This is a genomic window from Chryseobacterium caseinilyticum (assembly GCF_014837145.1).
GTDB classification, from domain to species: domain Bacteria; phylum Bacteroidota; class Bacteroidia; order Flavobacteriales; family Weeksellaceae; genus Chryseobacterium; species Chryseobacterium caseinilyticum.
Map to the genome: position 1 here is coordinate 74,940 of NZ_JACYFS010000005.1, position 15,871 is coordinate 90,810.

18 protein-coding genes are annotated in these 15,871 nt (G+C 35.1%); 4 read left to right on the plus strand and 14 right to left on the minus strand.

Annotation, left to right across the window (positions count from 1 at the left end; translation table 11 throughout):
• Window position 1 precedes the first annotated feature (1 nt).
• Genes IC610_RS15070 through IC610_RS15080 form a run of 3 tightly spaced genes read right to left on the minus strand, consistent with a single transcriptional unit; the run spans window position 2 to window position 2,982 of the window.
• Window positions 2-1,039, minus strand: coding sequence for a hypothetical protein (locus IC610_RS15070; protein WP_191737596.1), 1,038 nt, complete (start codon window positions 1,037-1,039; stop codon window positions 2-4).
• The gene (locus IC610_RS15075; RefSeq protein ID WP_191737597.1) at window positions 1,036-2,007 is read right to left on the minus strand and encodes a glycosyltransferase family 2 protein; all 972 of its coding nucleotides are present in this window, start codon (window positions 2,005-2,007) and stop codon (window positions 1,036-1,038) included. Before IC610_RS15075 ends, IC610_RS15070 begins: the two co-directional genes overlap by 4 nt.
• Window positions 2,008-2,982 carry a glycosyltransferase family protein gene (locus IC610_RS15080; RefSeq protein WP_191737598.1) on the minus strand — a complete coding sequence of 325 codons (975 nt, stop codon included), beginning with the start codon at window positions 2,980-2,982 and terminating at the stop codon, window positions 2,008-2,010.
• A gap of 145 nt (window positions 2,983-3,127) precedes the next feature.
• On the opposite strand from IC610_RS15080, the gene IC610_RS15085 reads away from it, so the two are divergent.
• Window positions 3,128-4,204, plus strand: a complete 1,077-nt coding sequence (locus IC610_RS15085) for a glycosyltransferase family 4 protein (protein ID WP_191737599.1) — start codon at window positions 3,128-3,130, stop codon at window positions 4,202-4,204.
• Here the strand turns inward: IC610_RS15085 and IC610_RS15090 are convergent.
• From IC610_RS15090 to pdxA, 11 genes are all read right to left on the minus strand, one after another.
• Window positions 4,201-4,944: a polysaccharide deacetylase family protein gene (locus tag IC610_RS15090; RefSeq protein WP_191737600.1), complete on the minus strand. Its 744-nt coding sequence runs from the start codon at window positions 4,942-4,944 to the stop codon at window positions 4,201-4,203. The genes IC610_RS15085 and IC610_RS15090 overlap by 4 nt on opposite strands.
• The gene (locus IC610_RS15095; protein WP_191737601.1) at window positions 4,944-5,702 is read right to left on the minus strand and encodes a glycosyltransferase family 2 protein; all 759 of its coding nucleotides are present in this window, start codon (window positions 5,700-5,702) and stop codon (window positions 4,944-4,946) included. Before IC610_RS15095 ends, IC610_RS15090 begins: the two co-directional genes overlap by 1 nt.
• Before the next feature lie 132 nt (window positions 5,703-5,834).
• Window positions 5,835-7,079 carry an ornithine--oxo-acid transaminase gene (gene rocD, locus IC610_RS15100; RefSeq protein ID WP_191737602.1) on the minus strand — a complete coding sequence of 415 codons (1,245 nt, stop codon included), beginning with the start codon at window positions 7,077-7,079 and terminating at the stop codon, window positions 5,835-5,837.
• Between the two features lie 406 nt (window positions 7,080-7,485).
• Window positions 7,486-7,767 carry a hypothetical protein gene (locus IC610_RS15105; RefSeq protein WP_191737603.1) on the minus strand — a complete coding sequence of 94 codons (282 nt, stop codon included), beginning with the start codon at window positions 7,765-7,767 and terminating at the stop codon, window positions 7,486-7,488.
• 214 nt (window positions 7,768-7,981) lie between these two features.
• Window positions 7,982-8,197 carry a hypothetical protein gene (locus IC610_RS15110; protein WP_191737604.1) on the minus strand — a complete coding sequence of 72 codons (216 nt, stop codon included), beginning with the start codon at window positions 8,195-8,197 and terminating at the stop codon, window positions 7,982-7,984.
• Between the two features lie 225 nt (window positions 8,198-8,422).
• The gene (locus tag IC610_RS15115; protein WP_191737605.1) at window positions 8,423-8,899 is read right to left on the minus strand and encodes a hypothetical protein; all 477 of its coding nucleotides are present in this window, start codon (window positions 8,897-8,899) and stop codon (window positions 8,423-8,425) included.
• Between the two features lie 147 nt (window positions 8,900-9,046).
• The gene (accC, locus tag IC610_RS15120) at window positions 9,047-10,402 is read right to left on the minus strand and encodes an acetyl-CoA carboxylase biotin carboxylase subunit (protein WP_056075035.1); all 1,356 of its coding nucleotides are present in this window, start codon (window positions 10,400-10,402) and stop codon (window positions 9,047-9,049) included.
• Between the two features lie 108 nt (window positions 10,403-10,510).
• A complete protein-coding gene (gene accB / locus IC610_RS15125; protein WP_056075033.1) occupies window positions 10,511-10,993 on the minus strand; it encodes an acetyl-CoA carboxylase biotin carboxyl carrier protein in 483 nt (160 codons plus the stop codon).
• Window positions 10,994-11,119: 126 nt separating this feature from the next.
• Window positions 11,120-11,323, minus strand: coding sequence for a 50S ribosomal protein L32 (gene rpmF / locus IC610_RS15130; RefSeq protein WP_191737606.1), 204 nt, complete (start codon window positions 11,321-11,323; stop codon window positions 11,120-11,122).
• 59 nt (window positions 11,324-11,382) lie between these two features.
• Window positions 11,383-11,907, minus strand: a complete 525-nt coding sequence (locus IC610_RS15135; protein WP_191737607.1) for a YceD family protein — start codon at window positions 11,905-11,907, stop codon at window positions 11,383-11,385.
• Window positions 11,908-11,990: 83 nt separating this feature from the next.
• Window positions 11,991-13,082: a 4-hydroxythreonine-4-phosphate dehydrogenase PdxA gene (pdxA, locus tag IC610_RS15140; protein WP_191737608.1), complete on the minus strand. Its 1,092-nt coding sequence runs from the start codon at window positions 13,080-13,082 to the stop codon at window positions 11,991-11,993.
• Between the two features lie 49 nt (window positions 13,083-13,131).
• On the opposite strand from pdxA, the gene IC610_RS15145 reads away from it, so the two are divergent.
• Genes IC610_RS15145 through IC610_RS15155 form a run of 3 tightly spaced genes read left to right on the plus strand, consistent with a single transcriptional unit; the run spans window position 13,132 to window position 15,867 of the window.
• The gene (locus IC610_RS15145; protein ID WP_191737609.1) at window positions 13,132-13,728 is read left to right on the plus strand and encodes a riboflavin synthase; all 597 of its coding nucleotides are present in this window, start codon (window positions 13,132-13,134) and stop codon (window positions 13,726-13,728) included.
• Window positions 13,715-15,169 (plus strand): sensor histidine kinase, encoded by a 1,455-nt coding sequence (locus tag IC610_RS15150; protein ID WP_191737610.1) that lies wholly within the window; start codon window positions 13,715-13,717, stop codon window positions 15,167-15,169. Before IC610_RS15145 ends, IC610_RS15150 begins: the two co-directional genes overlap by 14 nt.
• The gene (locus IC610_RS15155) at window positions 15,169-15,867 is read left to right on the plus strand and encodes a tRNA1(Val) (adenine(37)-N6)-methyltransferase (protein WP_191737611.1); all 699 of its coding nucleotides are present in this window, start codon (window positions 15,169-15,171) and stop codon (window positions 15,865-15,867) included. The genes IC610_RS15150 and IC610_RS15155 overlap by 1 nt, the downstream gene beginning before the upstream one ends.
• The last annotated feature ends 4 nt before the right edge of the window (window positions 15,868-15,871 follow it).

The window sequence follows — 15,871 nt, forward strand, 5'->3', positions numbered from 1 at the left end:
ATTACTTGATTATCGGGTTGTGACCGGGAAGATTCAGAATATTTGCAAGCCAGTTGGTGAAGCTGTATTTGGTGTTGATATCCCGGTCTAAATTTTCGTATGGTGTTGAAAGGAAGCTTTTTAACTCCTCTAAAGGTCTTTCTCCCAATACAAAAATATTATTCTTATTATAAAAATCATAATTTGTTACCTGAATATTATTGGTAATAAGTTTTTTCCGAAAACCAATTGCTTCAAACGTTCTGAGCGACAAACCAATATGAACATCGTTAAGAAGATCGAGAATCGAAGCAGAATTTTCTATTCTTCTGTAGTTCTTTTTAAAATCAAAAATCTCTTTTATGAACGTTATTCCGGTTTCAGAATGAGCTGCCGCATATTTTTTTGAGCTTCCCATTACATTAATATCAATCTTAAAACCTGCTTTCTTCAGAAAAGAACAGATTTCCATGAGAAGTGGCATTCTGCCTTCTATATGACTTCCTATAAAAAAAACATCTTTTCCCGGATTTTCGTTGACTTTTAAATCGTAATCAAAATAAAAGTTGGTCATGAGTTTGAAATTCGCATTAAAAGCTAAATCTTCCGGATCAAAAACAAAAAAACTTTCAAAAAAATCTAATTTTTTATAAATACCAGGATATCGTTTTAAGCCATCCCACTGGTAACCGACCAGTTTTTTTGTTGAATGTTTTATCTTCTGAATCACTTCATCGTTTAGTAAATCTGGTCGTAGAATGAGAGCATAGTCTGTTTTTTCTTCCAGTGAATTCAGAAAATTCAGATGAAGTCCTTTTTCAGTTTTGAGCCTGTTGTTTTCTCTGGCAATGGACTTGTATGTACGGTCGCTATTAAATATTTTTCTTTGAATATGTTTAATTTTATCAGACAAACTGATTGACTGATGATTTTGAGAATGATCTAATGCATAAACTTTCATTCCTAAGAACTCAAGATTTTCCTTAAACATCCCGGGAAGCCCAAAATCGTTAGGGATGGCGATAATAATACTTTTTCCTTTCAGCAAATTCTGGATCATTTTATTTTTCTTTTATTATTAAACAGATCTGCAATGCCCAAGATAAAGAATTTTAAAGGATACTTACTTCGCATTATTTTTTGATGATGCTTAAAAAGCTGAAGACATCTCGCCATAATTTCCTTTGAAATGTAAATATTCTTGCCATCATTTTCCACTGATAAAGTTTTATGCTTATTATAACTCTGACTCAGTCTTTTTAAGAATTTTTTATATTGAAGAAAAGTTTTTTCATCAGAGAATAAATTAAAGTGATTAACCAGTCTTTTTGCTGTTGCATCATCATTTTTATAAAGAACACCGCCCACTTGCTGATTATCGTGAATTCTGTACCGGAAAAGTTTTTCATCAATCAGTATAAAGCTCTTTTCATACGAAGTGAGCAGTGCAATCCACTCATCATGATGAAAACCATCTTTTGTCGGGATGGGTAAAATTTTTTCGACAATTGATTTTCTAAACGCCATTCCCGCTCCCGTCGCAATATTTTCTATGAACGCGATAATGTTAAAATAATCAACATCGATATCATTGGCTTTCAGTAATTTTGGAACGCTCCATATTGTTCTCTGATCAATTACTTTCCCGCTGTTGTCAATGGCGATGCCGTCACTGCAAATGGCGTTTATTTTGGGCATATTCTGAAAGTAATTTGTGAAAACCTCTACTTTATTTTCTTCCCAGATATCATCCTGATCACTTAAAAATATGATATCACCTGAGCAAAGTGAAATTGCTTTTTCAAAGTTTTTTACACTTTTTAAGTTTTTCTCGTTAATGTGGATTTTAAAAATATCAGGATTATTTTTCTGATAATCTGAAAGAATATTATGCGTTTCATCGGTAGACCTGTCGTCACAAATAATAATTTCATTTACCGGAATGGTCTGATTTAAAATGCTGTCGATTTGTTTTCTCAAAAAACTTTCACCATTGTAGGTGCACATTGCTACGGAAGTTGTCATCATTTAGTTTAAATTAAAAACCTTATTTACCCAATGATCCAAAGTATATTTATAGTGAATATCTTCCGGAAGCTTTTGATATCCAGTTTCAAAAAAAGACTTTTCAATATTGCTGAAATCTTTGTTCAGGATTAAAATATTTTCAGGATTATAAAAATCGTAGTTTTTAATATCCTGATTGTCAGTTACAAATTTCTTTTCTAAAGCCATCGCTTCAAAAACCCTGAAACTCAGCCCTGCCTGATTGTTTCTCTGGAAATCTAGAATCGCTTTGGATTTGCTGTACTGTTTCAAAACTTCAGTCTGCGGGATATTTCCTCTTCTGAACTGAAAATTTTTATCCAGTTTTTTGTCAATAATTTGCTGCAAACGTTTTTTCCAGCTTTTTTTTCCGGCGATGATGGCTTTAAATTTAATATTTAAAATTCTAAGCTTTTCGCTGAGGTTGACAAGTCTTTCAATTCTGGTTTTGTCGAAAGAAGTGATATAAAAAAGATCCAGTTCAGGATTTTGCTGTTCGGCGGGAGTGTACTTTAAATAGTTGTAATTGTTGATTTTCTCAAAACCGAATTTTTTCACGTCATTGTCATCGAACGAAAAAACCTGATCAAAATAGTGCAGAATATGCTCAGCAGGATTTCTCTCCATGCTGTCATAGAGGTAAGCGATATTCCGGTCTGTGCTGCTTCTGATAACTTGGTGTACACGCTCTTCAATAGCTTCGGGATTGATCACAAGAATTTGGTTTTGTTTTCCTATCTTCTGTAATGAATCAATAATGAAATTTTGTCTTTGCACGTTCTTCAAATTTTTACCTAAAAAAACTTTACTGAAGGTGTTTTTTAATCTCGCAGACAAATTTTTATGCGTGAATGCGCCAATATTGATATGGTGTGCATCAACGCCTTTTTCCTTCAGTTTATTTACGATATGCTCGTCATAATGCCAGAAATCAAAACTGATCAAACAAATTTTCATGTACAGCTGTTTATTTTTTTATGGTGACATGCAATCGCGGAAGATTTGTTTGTTTTCATCTTTATACAGTGTAGCGATTTCATGTAACAAAAGTAAAGATTTTAAACTTTAAATTTATATTTTTGGCTCAAAGTCGTATTTCGCTATGAAAAATAAAATCCTGATTGACGTTGAACGCCTGAAATATCCGAAGTCGGGAATTGCAAACGTCTGTTTGTCCCTGATCAAGGGCTTAGACGGGTTGAAATCTGATTTGAATTATACATTTTACGGACCGGCAAAAAATATTCCTGCAACAAAATCACGTTTTCAAATCATCAGCTGGAAATTCTGGCAAAAGAAACTTCCTGTCAACACTTCGGAATTTGATTTGATCCATACGACGCATCAGCTTTCAGAATATTTTCACGCTAAAAAATCAGGAAAGAAAAAAGTAGTTACGCTACACGATCTTAACTTTCTTCATGATAAAAGTTCGGATCAAAAAGTTAAAAAGTTTACAAATTTAGTCCAGAAAAATGTGGGGAATGCAGATGCAATTATGTGTATTTCAGAATTTGTGAAAGATGATTTTATTAAAAATAAACAATTGTTTCAGCTTCAAGATGATGTCGAAATCGATGTGATTTATAACGGTTTGGTTTTTCCCGAAAACGAAGTTTTTAGTTCAGTTAAGAATTATGAATTGGCTGAAAAAAAGTATATTCTTACGATAGGTGTTCTTTATCCAAAAAAAAATCAAAACGTTTTGCTGGATATGATGGCTCATAACGACAGAGATTTGGTTTTAATTACCTCTGCTGCGAAGTCAGATTACAAAGAAAGTTTTTTAGCTAAAATAAAAGATTTAAAACTGGAAAAAAGAGTTCATATTCTGGAGAATGTAACCAATGAAGAGAAATATTTTTTCCTGAAAAACTGTGAAGCATACTGTCATCCATCGTTAGCTGAAGGGTTCGGGATTCCGCCTGTGGAAGCGATGTATTTTGGAAAGCCTGTTTTTCTCAGCCGTTTTACAAGTCTCCCTGAAATTGGTGGAAATCTCGCTTTTTATTTCGATAATTTCGATGCTGAAAAAATGAATGAAGTGTATCTCAGAGGAATAGAAAGATATAAAAAAGATTCTGAATTGCCACAAAAACTCCGTCAGCACGCCCTTAAATTCAGCTACAAATCGATGGCAGAATCTTATCAAAATCTGTATAAAAAACTGCTTTCCTAAAGTTTTATTTTCCCGAAACGCAGTTTTCTTTTAAATGTAGCAAAGCTGTCGCTACCTTTCATATTGATTCTTTTAATCTCAAACTTTTTCCTCCACGGAAAAGAACTGAGATCATTCCCAATGCGCAATCCTGCAGAAATATTGAGTTTTTCAAGAAGCTCAAAAAATATCCTTTTCTGAATTCCCTTTTTTGGAAATTTTCCATACGGGTAAACCAAAACATTCGAAAACTGAATCTGGTGTTTTTCCAGCGTTCTGATGTTTTCTCTGATGTCTTTTTCAGTTTCTTCAATGCTCATTTCAGCATAGTTTTTATGACTGTGGCTATGCAAAGCGATCTCTATATGCTCATTTGACAATGATTTAATTTCATCAAAACTCATAAAAGTACCTGGAATGTTTTCAAGATCTTTCTCAATAAGTTCAGTCGGTATGCAGATCGTAGCTTTCAGGTTGTATTTAATGAGAAGCGGAATGAGATAAACCAGATTATTGTAATAACCATCGTCAAACGTGATGACAAGTTTGTTCTTAACATCTTTTTTCTCTTCAAGCTCGCTGAAAAATACAGTTTTGAAATTTTGCCCGATATATTTCAGTTGCTCATCCAACTTCTCCACCGAAATAACAATGTCGTTATCGATCCTGTCTTTTTCAGGCATGATCTGATGATACATTAAAATTCTTAAGTCAGTGGAAAACCTTACTCCAAAAATACCTTTGATGAAATTGAGCAGCATTAATTTTTTACTTTGTGTAGTTCGTAGAGTTTCTGATACTTCAGAAAAGTGTAAAATCCGGCAGTTTTTGCAGCGTAGTAGCCCACCAATCCGTCAAGAAAACCAAGACGTATAAAATAGGATTTGATAAACTGGTAGATCGGACTGAAAATTATTTTCAAAACACTTGATTTCTTACCGCGGCTGTACATTTTTTCGGCCATCATCGTCGTATATTTATTTGATTTTTCGATGTGATGATGAATATCTTTGTAGGTGTAATGATTTAATTTCCCTTCTAAAAGTCCAATTTTTTCTTCAGTTAAAAACATTTCGTGTACGATGTCTTCAGAATACTTTCCTGCGTTTTTTCTGAATAATCTTTCTCTTTTAAGATTTCCCCAACCGCCGTATTGAAGCGATTTGCCGAGAAAAATATTATTAAATGAAATATTATAAACTGAATAATCTGACTGGTTCTGATTTGCAGTAGTCTGAATTGATTTGAGGGCAGTTTCATCCGGAATTTCATCAGCATCCAAAAACAAAATCCATTCTCCGGAGCATTGGCTGATGGCAAAATTTTTCTGCTTTCCAAAACCGGGAAATTTCTGCTGAATCAGTTTTACTTTAGAAAATTTCTGACAGATTTCTACCGTTCTGTCAGTCGAAAAACTGTCGATAACGACAATTTCATCTGCAATATCATGAACCGACCTGAGCGTTTTTTCGATGATTCTGTCTTCGTTAAAAGTAATAATAGCAACCGAAAGCTTCATTTTTAACCAACTAATTTCAGCAAAAATACAGTTTATTTTAAAACTAAATCATTTACAAAAAAATAACACCCGAAAGAGTGTTATTTATATCATTTATACTGAAAAGTTTTCCTGATCAAAATTTGAAATAGTTTAATATTCCAACACAGCTTTCTCAATAATCTTCACACAATCCAGCAACTGCTCTTCGGTGATCACCAATGGTGGTGCCAGTCTGATGATGTTTCCGTGTGTTGGTTTTGCGAGCAATCCGTTTTCCTTTAATTTTAAACATAGATTCCAGGCGGTAGAGCTTTCCGGTGTGTCGTTGATTAAAATGGCGTTTAATAAACCTTTTCCTCTCACTTTGGTAATCAGATCAGATTTTTCAATCACTTTTTCAATTTCGGATCTGAATAATTTACCCAATTCTTCAGCTCTTTCTGATAAGTTTTCTTCGGCAACAACGTCTAATGCAGCAATGGCAACAGCGCAGGCAATCGGGTTTCCACCAAAAGTAGAACCATGCTGTCCAGGCTTAATCACATTCATGATTTCGTCATTGGCCAAAACGGCTGATACGGGATACATTCCTCCTGAAAGGGCTTTTCCTAAAATTAAAATATCAGGCTGTACATTTTCGTGATGACATGCGATCAGTTTACCTGTTCTTGCAATCCCTGTCTGAACTTCATCAGCGATGAAAAGAACATTGTGTTTTTTACATAGTTCTGAAGCATTTTTAAGAAAATTTTCATCCGGTACATAAACTCCCGCTTCTCCCTGAATCGGCTCCACTAAAAATGCAGCAATATTCTGAGCGTCATTTTTCAGAACTTCCTCTAAAGCATTTAAATCATTGTAAGGAATTTTTACAAATCCAGGAGTGAAAGGACCGTAATTTTTATTGGCGTCAGGATCATTGGAGAATGAAACAATTGTAGTCGTCCTTCCGTGGAAGTTATTTTCACAAACCACAATTTTAGCCGCGTTTTCTGAAATTCCTTTTACTTCATAACTCCATTTTCTGGCTAATTTTACTGCAGTTTCTACTGCTTCGGCTCCGGAATTCATCGGTAAAACTTTATCAAAACCAAAAAGGGTAGTGATCTTTTTCTCGTATTCTCCCAAACCTGAATTGTAAAATGCTCTTGAAGTTAAAGCCAGTTTTTTAGCCTGATTCACCAAAGCTTCTACAATTTTCGGATGCGAATGACCTTGGTTTACTGCAGAGTAAGCTGAAAGGAAATCGTAATATTTTTTGCCTTCAACATCCCAGACAAAAACGCCTTCACCTTTATCTAAAACCACCGGAAGCGGATGGTAATTGTGTGCGCCATGTTTTTCTTCGAGCTCGATGAAGTATTGTGAATCTTTTGTTTGTTCTGCTGTTGACATATTCTTTTTGCTTTTGCACAAATTTAAGGATTCTAAATAACTTGCATCAATAATTAATTTCTGTTTAAAATGAAGATTCAGAACTGTTGTAAAGAATTGATAAATAATTTGGAAGATATTTGGTGAAGTATAATTGAGTTTTGGATGTTATATCTTTTTTCAGATAATATACTTTTGAAATATAATCCTTCAGGATTATGAATTTGTAATTTCTACTCATCTTTATGTTTTATAAAGATGAAAAATAATACAATTTTAGAATTTTGGTTTTAAAAGAAAAAGCCACACGAAATGATTCGTGCGGCAGCTAAGGTTTGGTTTCAGCTGAGGATTAAATTTAAGAAAATTTGTTTAGCTACATTTCTCAACATCAGGAGACTTTACGCAGCGGGGGGGGGAACTATTATTAATTAGGATCCCAAACACCATTAGAGCTTGGCTTCCATGTACCATCCTCATAGCCTTTTATGTAGTATTCTATATCATCAGATGTTCCAAATTGAATTACTATACCTACATCATTTTTTACAAGAAAAGGACCATTACCTGCTAAACGATGTTTATAATCTTTCGCAATATAATCGTAAATATTTCCGTAGCTTTTTCTAATAAATTCATTAGGGATTTCAAGTTCAACATTTATTTTCTGTTGTATTTGCTTTATATACTTATTGGCTATTTCTAGCATATCATTATCATTTAACATATTATTTTGCTTTTAAATATTCTATAAATTCATATTCTGTAAGAGTTTGCAATATTCCTTTTTGACCATTAAGAAGCATTAATCTTTTATTTTTTTTAATAACATTGAAAACATGACCTCTTTTAAATCCTTTTCGATACACATACATTATCCCTATTTCCCCGGCTGCCGCATGAATCCTTTCGTGTGGTCATTCTTAAAAATCAAACATTCTAAAAACTACAACATCATTCAAAAGACCTTTTTCATCAGAATAATCTATTGTACTGCTGTATCTGTAATCTTCCGCCCGAAAAACCAAACCTGCTTCTACAGGATTTTGATGTACATAATTTATTTTTTGATTAATGACATGATTGCTCCAAAGTTCAATAGGTTTGTTATCATGTCTCAAGAATTGATATTGGTTCACATTAGAACTTTGTGAGCCTTCTTTCAGAAAAAGGTCTATAGAAATTCTTTTCTGCTTTCTTTAGGATTTTCTTTGATTGCTTTTACAATTTCTCTGCTCATCTTTATGTTTTTTATAAAGATAAATAAAATTGCAATTCTAGAAAATGTTGTTAAAAAGAAAAAGCCACACGAAGTGATTCGTGAGGCAGCTGAGTTTACATTATATTTCTGGTATGATAAATCTTTATTCCTGAAATACACCATATCCGAGAAATCCTATTTTTTCAACTTCATCTCCGTAGGTTACAAAAGATGTATCTTTTCCTTTTTTACTCCACTGTTTTCTGGTGAAATCAATGCCGTCAACAACATTTGAGTGTTCCGTCGCAGTATAACCGGCATCTTTTATTTTCATTTCGATAAAGACATTGTTCATTGCGCCGGCATAAAGCAATACAACGCCATCCATTTCGCCTTTTGGATTGTATAAAACCTGTACACGAGTGTATTCTGATTTGAAACTGTGTGCATCACCATCTTCGCCGCCTTTTTCAACATCGCCAACTGTATAGCCTTTAGCCTCCATAAAAGAATTAAGATTCTTTCTTGTAGAATTATGGTAAATATCCTGAACGAGGGTCAGCTTTTCATTGTCAAATTTGGTTTGTGCGAAAAGTAGGTTTGCAAATAAACACAGCAGAAGTAATTGTAAATTTTTCATGAGTAAAAGTTTTTAGTTATTATTTGAATCAAATTTAAGTCATTCGTAAAATTTTCACAATCACACAAAAGGGTCATTTTTCCTCAGTTTTTCTATAAAAAAAACCGCCTCAGGAATGAGGCGGTTTACAATTATTTTAAAATAATCTTAGTGATTATCATATTTTCTGTCCATTACAAAACTCTCCATGAATTTTGTTGTGTAGTTTCCGGAAAGATAAGCTTCATCTTCCATCAACTGTCTGTGGAAAGGAATTGTGGTCTTTACACCTTCTACATAGAATTCTTCCAGAGCACGCTTCATTTTTGCAATCGCTTCTTCACGGGTTTGTGCCGTTGTGATCAGCTTTGCAATCATTGAATCGTAGTTTGAAGGAATCGTGTATCCTGAATAAACGTGTGTATCTACTCTGATTCCGTGTCCTCCAGGAATGTTTAATCCTGTGATTTTTCCCGGTGAAGGTCTGAAATCAGCGTATGGATCTTCAGCATTGATTCTGCACTCAATTGAATGCAATTTCGGATAATGGTTAATTCCTGAAATAGGAGTTCCCGCTGCCAAAAGAATCTGTTCTCTGATTAAGTCATAATCAATAACCTGTTCAGTGATCGGATGCTCCACCTGAATTCTCGTATTCATTTCCATGAAATAGAAATTTCTGTGCTTGTCTACAAGGAATTCAATTGTTCCAACGCCTTCATAACCGATAAACTCTGCTGCTTTCACGGCTGCTTCACCCATTTTCTCACGTAGTTCGTCCGTCATGAATGGTGAAGGTGTTTCTTCAGTTAATTTCTGATTTCTTCTCTGTACAGAGCAGTCTCTTTCAGAAAGGTGGCATGCTTTACCAAATTGGTCACCAGCAACCTGAATTTCAATATGTCTTGGCTCTTCAATCAGTTTTTCCATGTACATTCCTCCGTTTCCGAAGGCTGCTACAGCTTCCTGAATGGCAGATTCCCAGTGTTCTTTAAGGTCTTCCGCTTTCCAAACAGCTCTCATTCCTTTACCACCACCACCTGCAGTAGCTTTGATCATAACAGGATATCCTGTTTCTTCAGCAGTTTTTACAGCATGCTCGTAAGATTCAATTAAACCTTCAGAACCCGGTACACAAGGTACGTTTGCCGCTTTCATGGTTGCTTTAGCATTCGCTTTGTCTCCCATTCTTTCAATCTGCTCAGGACTTGCACCGATAAATTTGATACCGTTTTTCTGACAGATTCTTGAGAAATTAGCGTTTTCAGATAAGAAACCATATCCCGGGTGAATGGCGTCTGCATTGGTAATCTCTGCAGCAGCAATTATGTTTGGGATTTTCAGGTAAGAATCTTTACTCATCGCAGGACCGATACAAACAGCCTCGTCAGCAAATCTCACGTGAAGACTGTCTTTGTCGGCAGTAGAGTATACCGCGACAGTTTTGATTCCCATTTCTTTACAAGTACGCAAAATACGCATTGCAATTTCGCCACGATTGGCAATTAATATTTTTTTGAACATCTTAATTTAATTTGAAATTTGAGTCTTCGGCTAGGCTCAGACTGACATTAATTTGAAATTTGAAATTGATTTTTTCTTCAATTATCAATCATCATTAATCAATTATAATTAAGATGGATCTACTAAGAATAATGGTTGGTCGTATTCTACAGGAGTAGCGTCGTCAACTAAGATTTTAACGATTTTACCGCTTACTTCAGATTCAATTTGGTTGAATAATTTCATTGCTTCAATTACACAAACCACTTTTCCAACAGAAACTTCGTCTCCAACGTTGGCAAAAACATCTTTATCCGGAGATGGTTTTCTGTAGAAAGTTCCGATCATCGGAGATTTGATTGTGATGAATTTGCTGTCATCAGAAGCAGCTTCAGTTTTTTCAGGAGTTGCAGAAACTGCAGCAGGAGCGTGTCCCGGAGCTTGCTGCTGTGGAGCCTGCTGATACATCTGCGGTTGAGCAACATAGCTTACCTCATTGCCTCCAAGTGGTGTTTTAATGGTGATTTCGAAATCTTTAGTCTTATATTTTACTTCTGAAACCTCAGCTTTAGATACAAACTTGATAAGATTCTGTATGTCTTTAATGTCCATAAAAATTGATATTTGATTTGGGTCAAAGATACCAAAAAAACATAAAAAACAACAAAAAACCGCCAAATTTTATCAAAATTGGGCGGTTTTTGTATTAAAATGAGTGTTTTCGGGTGAAAACGACTCTTAGTTTTCTTCAGTAGCTGCTACTTCTTTTTCCATTACTACTTTTCCTCTGTAGTATAATTTTCCTTCATGCCAGTGAGCTCTGTGGTAAAGGTGCATTTCACCTGATGTTGCATCTTTAGCCAATTGAGGAACTACAGCTTTGTAATGAGTTCTTCTCTTATCTCTTCTTGTAGACGACTGTCTTCTCTTTGGATGTGCCATTTTGTAATAACTTTTTTTAGTGATGAGCGATGAGATTCATCATCTCATCATTAAATTATTTAATTTTTATTCTTTAAATTTTTCAGTGCGTCCCATCTCGGGTCACTTTCGTGTTCTTTCTCTTCTTCACTTTCTTTCGGACTGAATCTTTCCAGTATCTCCAGATCTGCGTCGCTCACATTGGGTGATACTTTTTTCATCGGTATCGAGAGCGCCACATTTTCATAAATCAGCTGTGAGATATTGAAAGCGTGATCGTTTGCAGGAATGGTGATTACATCTTCTTCGCTGTCATCATATTCTTCCCCAAACTTTACCAGAATACCGATTTGGTTTTCGATCGGATATGTAAAAATATCATTGGTGATATCACAAACCAGATTTACTGTACCTTCAGTTTTAATTTCAAATTCTAAAAAAGTAGTGTGTTTATCCAGTAAAACATCCACTTCAATCTTAGGATTTGTAAACTCCTGTTCAGTGTCAAATAATTGAAAGAACTCCTTATCTATCTCAAATTTGAACTCATGCTTGCCGGTTTTAAGTCCGGAAAAGCTTACATCATAGTTTCTTAACTTGTCCATAAAATGAGTGTGCAAAAATATGCAATTTTTTTAATATTACAAATAAAATACATAACAAATTAATTTTTATTCCTTTAACGGTTTTACATTTCGTTTCCAACCGGTAAATCTTCGTCGATTCCGTTGTCAGACGGCATTCTTTTAGGTTTAAGACGGTTTTCCATCAAATCTTTATAATCTGCACGGTGACTGAAAATCTTAATTGCAGTGAAAATCGCTTCACTGAAACTCTGTTCATCAGCGATATTTTTTCCGGCAATATCATACGCTGTTCCGTGATCCGGAGATGTTCTGATGAATGGTAATCCCGCAGTACAATTTACACCTTCTTCGTATGCAATTGTTTTGAACGGAGCCAGCCCCTGGTCGTGGTACATTGCTAAAACAGCATCAAAGTTTCTGTATTTCTCCGGTTGAAAAAAGCTGTCGGCAGGGTAGGGACCAAATGCTAAGATGCCGTTATCTGAAAGTTCTTTTATGGCTGGGGAAATAATCTCTATTTCCTCATTTCCAATCACGCCACCGTCACCGGAGTGTGGATTTAAACCTAAAACTGCAATTTTTGGTCTTGTCACCGCAAAATCTTCAATTAAAGTTTGGTTTAGAGCGCGGATTTGTTTTTTTATTTTTTCCTTGGAAATATTTTCCGCCACCTGAGAAATAGGAATGTGGTGCGTGGAAACTGCAACCTTTAAACCTTCCGTTACTAGGAACATTAATCCTTTTTTATTAAATTTTTCTTCAAAATAACCTGTGTGACCAGCGTGCTTAAATCCCATCTTCACCATTTCATCTTTATTGATGGGAGCAGTTACCAAAACGTCAATTTCACCTTTCATCAAAGCTTCTGTAGCAGCTTCCAGAGAATCGATGGCCATTTTTGTAGATTCTTCAGTGGGTTTTCCCAGTTCTACGTTAGAATTTTCCTTCACAAGATTCACCATATTCAGTTTTCCAGCCTGTGCCTGTGATGCTTCTGTGATATAGTTAAAATTTAAATTTAATTTGAAAATATTTTTCTGATAAGTAAAAAGCTTCCCCGAACCAAAAATAATTGGTGTAAAAAAGTCTGTGATGGCTTTGTCTTTCAGAGATTTCATAATGATTTCCGGCCCGATACCGTTAAAATCACCGATTGAAATTCCTACTCGCACTTTATGGTTTTGTGGGGTCATTTTGATTATCTTTGAAGATTATAATTTTACAAATTTAGCAAAAAATAATATGTTCACAGGAATTATTGAAGCGGTAGGCGTTGTAGAGAAAATAGAAAGGAACGGCAGCAATATAGATTTCACATTATCGTGCCCGTTTACTCAGGAATTAAAAATCGATCAGAGCCTTGCCCATAACGGATGTTGTCTCACTGTAGTGAAAACTGAAGGAGAAAAATACGTGGTTACTGCTATTAATGAAACTTTAGAAAAAACAAATTTAGGAAACTGGGAAGTGGGCTCTGTGGTGAATCTGGAACGATGCACTGTAATGAACGGGCGGCTTGATGGGCATATCGTGCAGGGGCATGTGGATAAAACAGGAGAAATTACGGGAATTGAAAATAAAGATGGCAGTTATTTTGTTACAGTAAAATATAATTCAGAAGGTAACTTTGTTACTGTCCCTCAGGGATCGATCACTTTGAATGGAATTAGTTTAACGGTTGCAAAAAGTGATGATTCCGAATTTTCGGTGGCTATTATCCCATATACATGGGAATTTACCAATATGAATTCTTTAAAAACAGGTGACAGAGTCAACCTGGAATTTGATATTATAGGTAAATATATAGCTAAACTTCTACAAAGGAATGCCATTAAATAAATATAAAGGATACAGTTTGAGAAACCGGTTTTTCTTCGGATTTCTTCTCGTCTGTCTCCTCAGTGTTGCAGCATCCTCTCTGGTGCCCTACTTTGTACTGCGGAATAATGCTCTGAAGCAAAGCCGTACTGACATGCAGAATAAGACCAATACTGTAATGGCTTACTTTGATTATGCATTAAGTTTGGAAAATGTAGATACAAGTGATCTCAAAAGAGTTTTAGGTAACAGAACTTTTGAAATTGCAGATATTAATAAGCATGATGTCATCATTTATGATTTAAAAGGAAATTATCTTCTTTCCAGCCGAGATTCAAGTCTCGTGGAGCAGAAAAAAATTCCTCTCCCTATTGTTAATAAAATACTTGCCGATAAAGCACGCTACGATGTGCGGGGTTATGATGCAGGAAAAGACGCTGTTTTTACATCTTCTTATTTACTGTTGAATAACAATAATCTGCAGCCGGTTGGGATCATGTACATTCCTCTTTATCACAATGAATCTGCTTATCTTGATGTTCTGCATCAGTTTTTGATTTACATGGCTATTGTAGATTTAATTCTGATTATTTTCAGTATTTGGTTCAGCTGGGTGATGTCTAACAATCTCGCGAAAAATATTACCAAGTTCTCAGATATGATTACACGGATCACTCTGTTTGAGAATGAGATGCGTCCCATCAGATATTATAAAAACGATGAACTTAATGCGTTGGCAAAGGCATACAACAGGATGATTCTTCAGATTCAGAATCAGAAAGAACGTTTGCGGTTTAAAGCATCCGAAGAGGCATGGCGGGAAATGGCAAAGCAGGTTGCCCATGAAGTTAAAAATCCTTTAACTCCCATGAAACTGACAATTCAGAACTTTGAGAGAAAATTTGATCCTCAGGATCCGAATGTTGCTGAAAAAGTAAAACAACTCAGCAAAACCATGGTTGATCAGATCGACGTGATTGCCACTGTAGCTTCAGCCTTTTCTGAATTTGCCAAACTTCCGGAGAAAAATAATGAAGTCATCAACCTCAATACTGAAATCAACGATATACTTGGCGTCTTTAATGACGATCTCATTTATCTGCACGCCAATAAAAATAATATCATGATTAATATGGACAAGGTTTACCTTTCCAGAATCATAACCAATCTTGTTACGAACGCTACTCAGGCACGCAGTGATGAGCGTGAAATGATGATTAATATTGATATTGAGCAGTATCAGCGCCGCGTTGTTATTTCAGTTCAGGACAATGGAGTGGGAATTAATCCTGCAATGTTTGAGAAAATATTTGAGCCCAACTTCACCTCAAAAAACAGCGGAATGGGTCTTGGTCTTGCCATGGTAAGAAAGATGATTGAAGATTATAAAGGTGAGATCACTGTGAAATCTGAAGTCGGAAAAGGAGCAACTTTCATCATTACTTTACCTACCAATCTTTAGTGAAACCTTTCAGTTTTAAAAAGTTTAATATTCAGCAGCAAAAAAACGTCTTCCGGGTTGGAACAGATGGAGTTTTGCTGGGAGCTTTAGCAAATGTAAATGGTGCTCTCAAAGTTTTGGAAGTAGGCACAGGTACGGGTTTGATTTCTTTAATGCTGGCTCAGAGAAACAGTCAGGCTGATTTTTTAGGAATTGATATCAACCCGGACGCTGCAGATCTAACTGGGATTAATTTTAAAAATTCTCCATTCCATTTAAGATTAAAAAATATTCTGCAGGATTTAAAAATTTTTGAAACCGAAGAAAAATTTGATCTAATTGTTTCCAATCCTCCTTATTTTGAAGAATCCTCCTCAGAAAAAGATAAAATAGCACGGCAGACAGTTGAATTGAATTTTAATCAGCTGATTTCAAAATCCGCAAAGCTTCTATCAGATAAAGGAATATTTTCCGTCATTATTCCTGCTGAAGTTGGGATCTATTTTATTGAAACTGCCAGGGAAAATCAACTGTTCTTAAGCCGGAAAATCAATATCAGAGGAATTGAAAATTCTGCTTTAAAAAGATTTATTCTGGAATTTTCATTGCAGGAGAACAATTTCGAAGAATCTGAATTTATTATAGAAAAAAGTCCGAGACAATACTCGGACCAATATCTTGAACTCACAAAGGAGTTTCATGTTTTTAAAGCGAATTAAATTT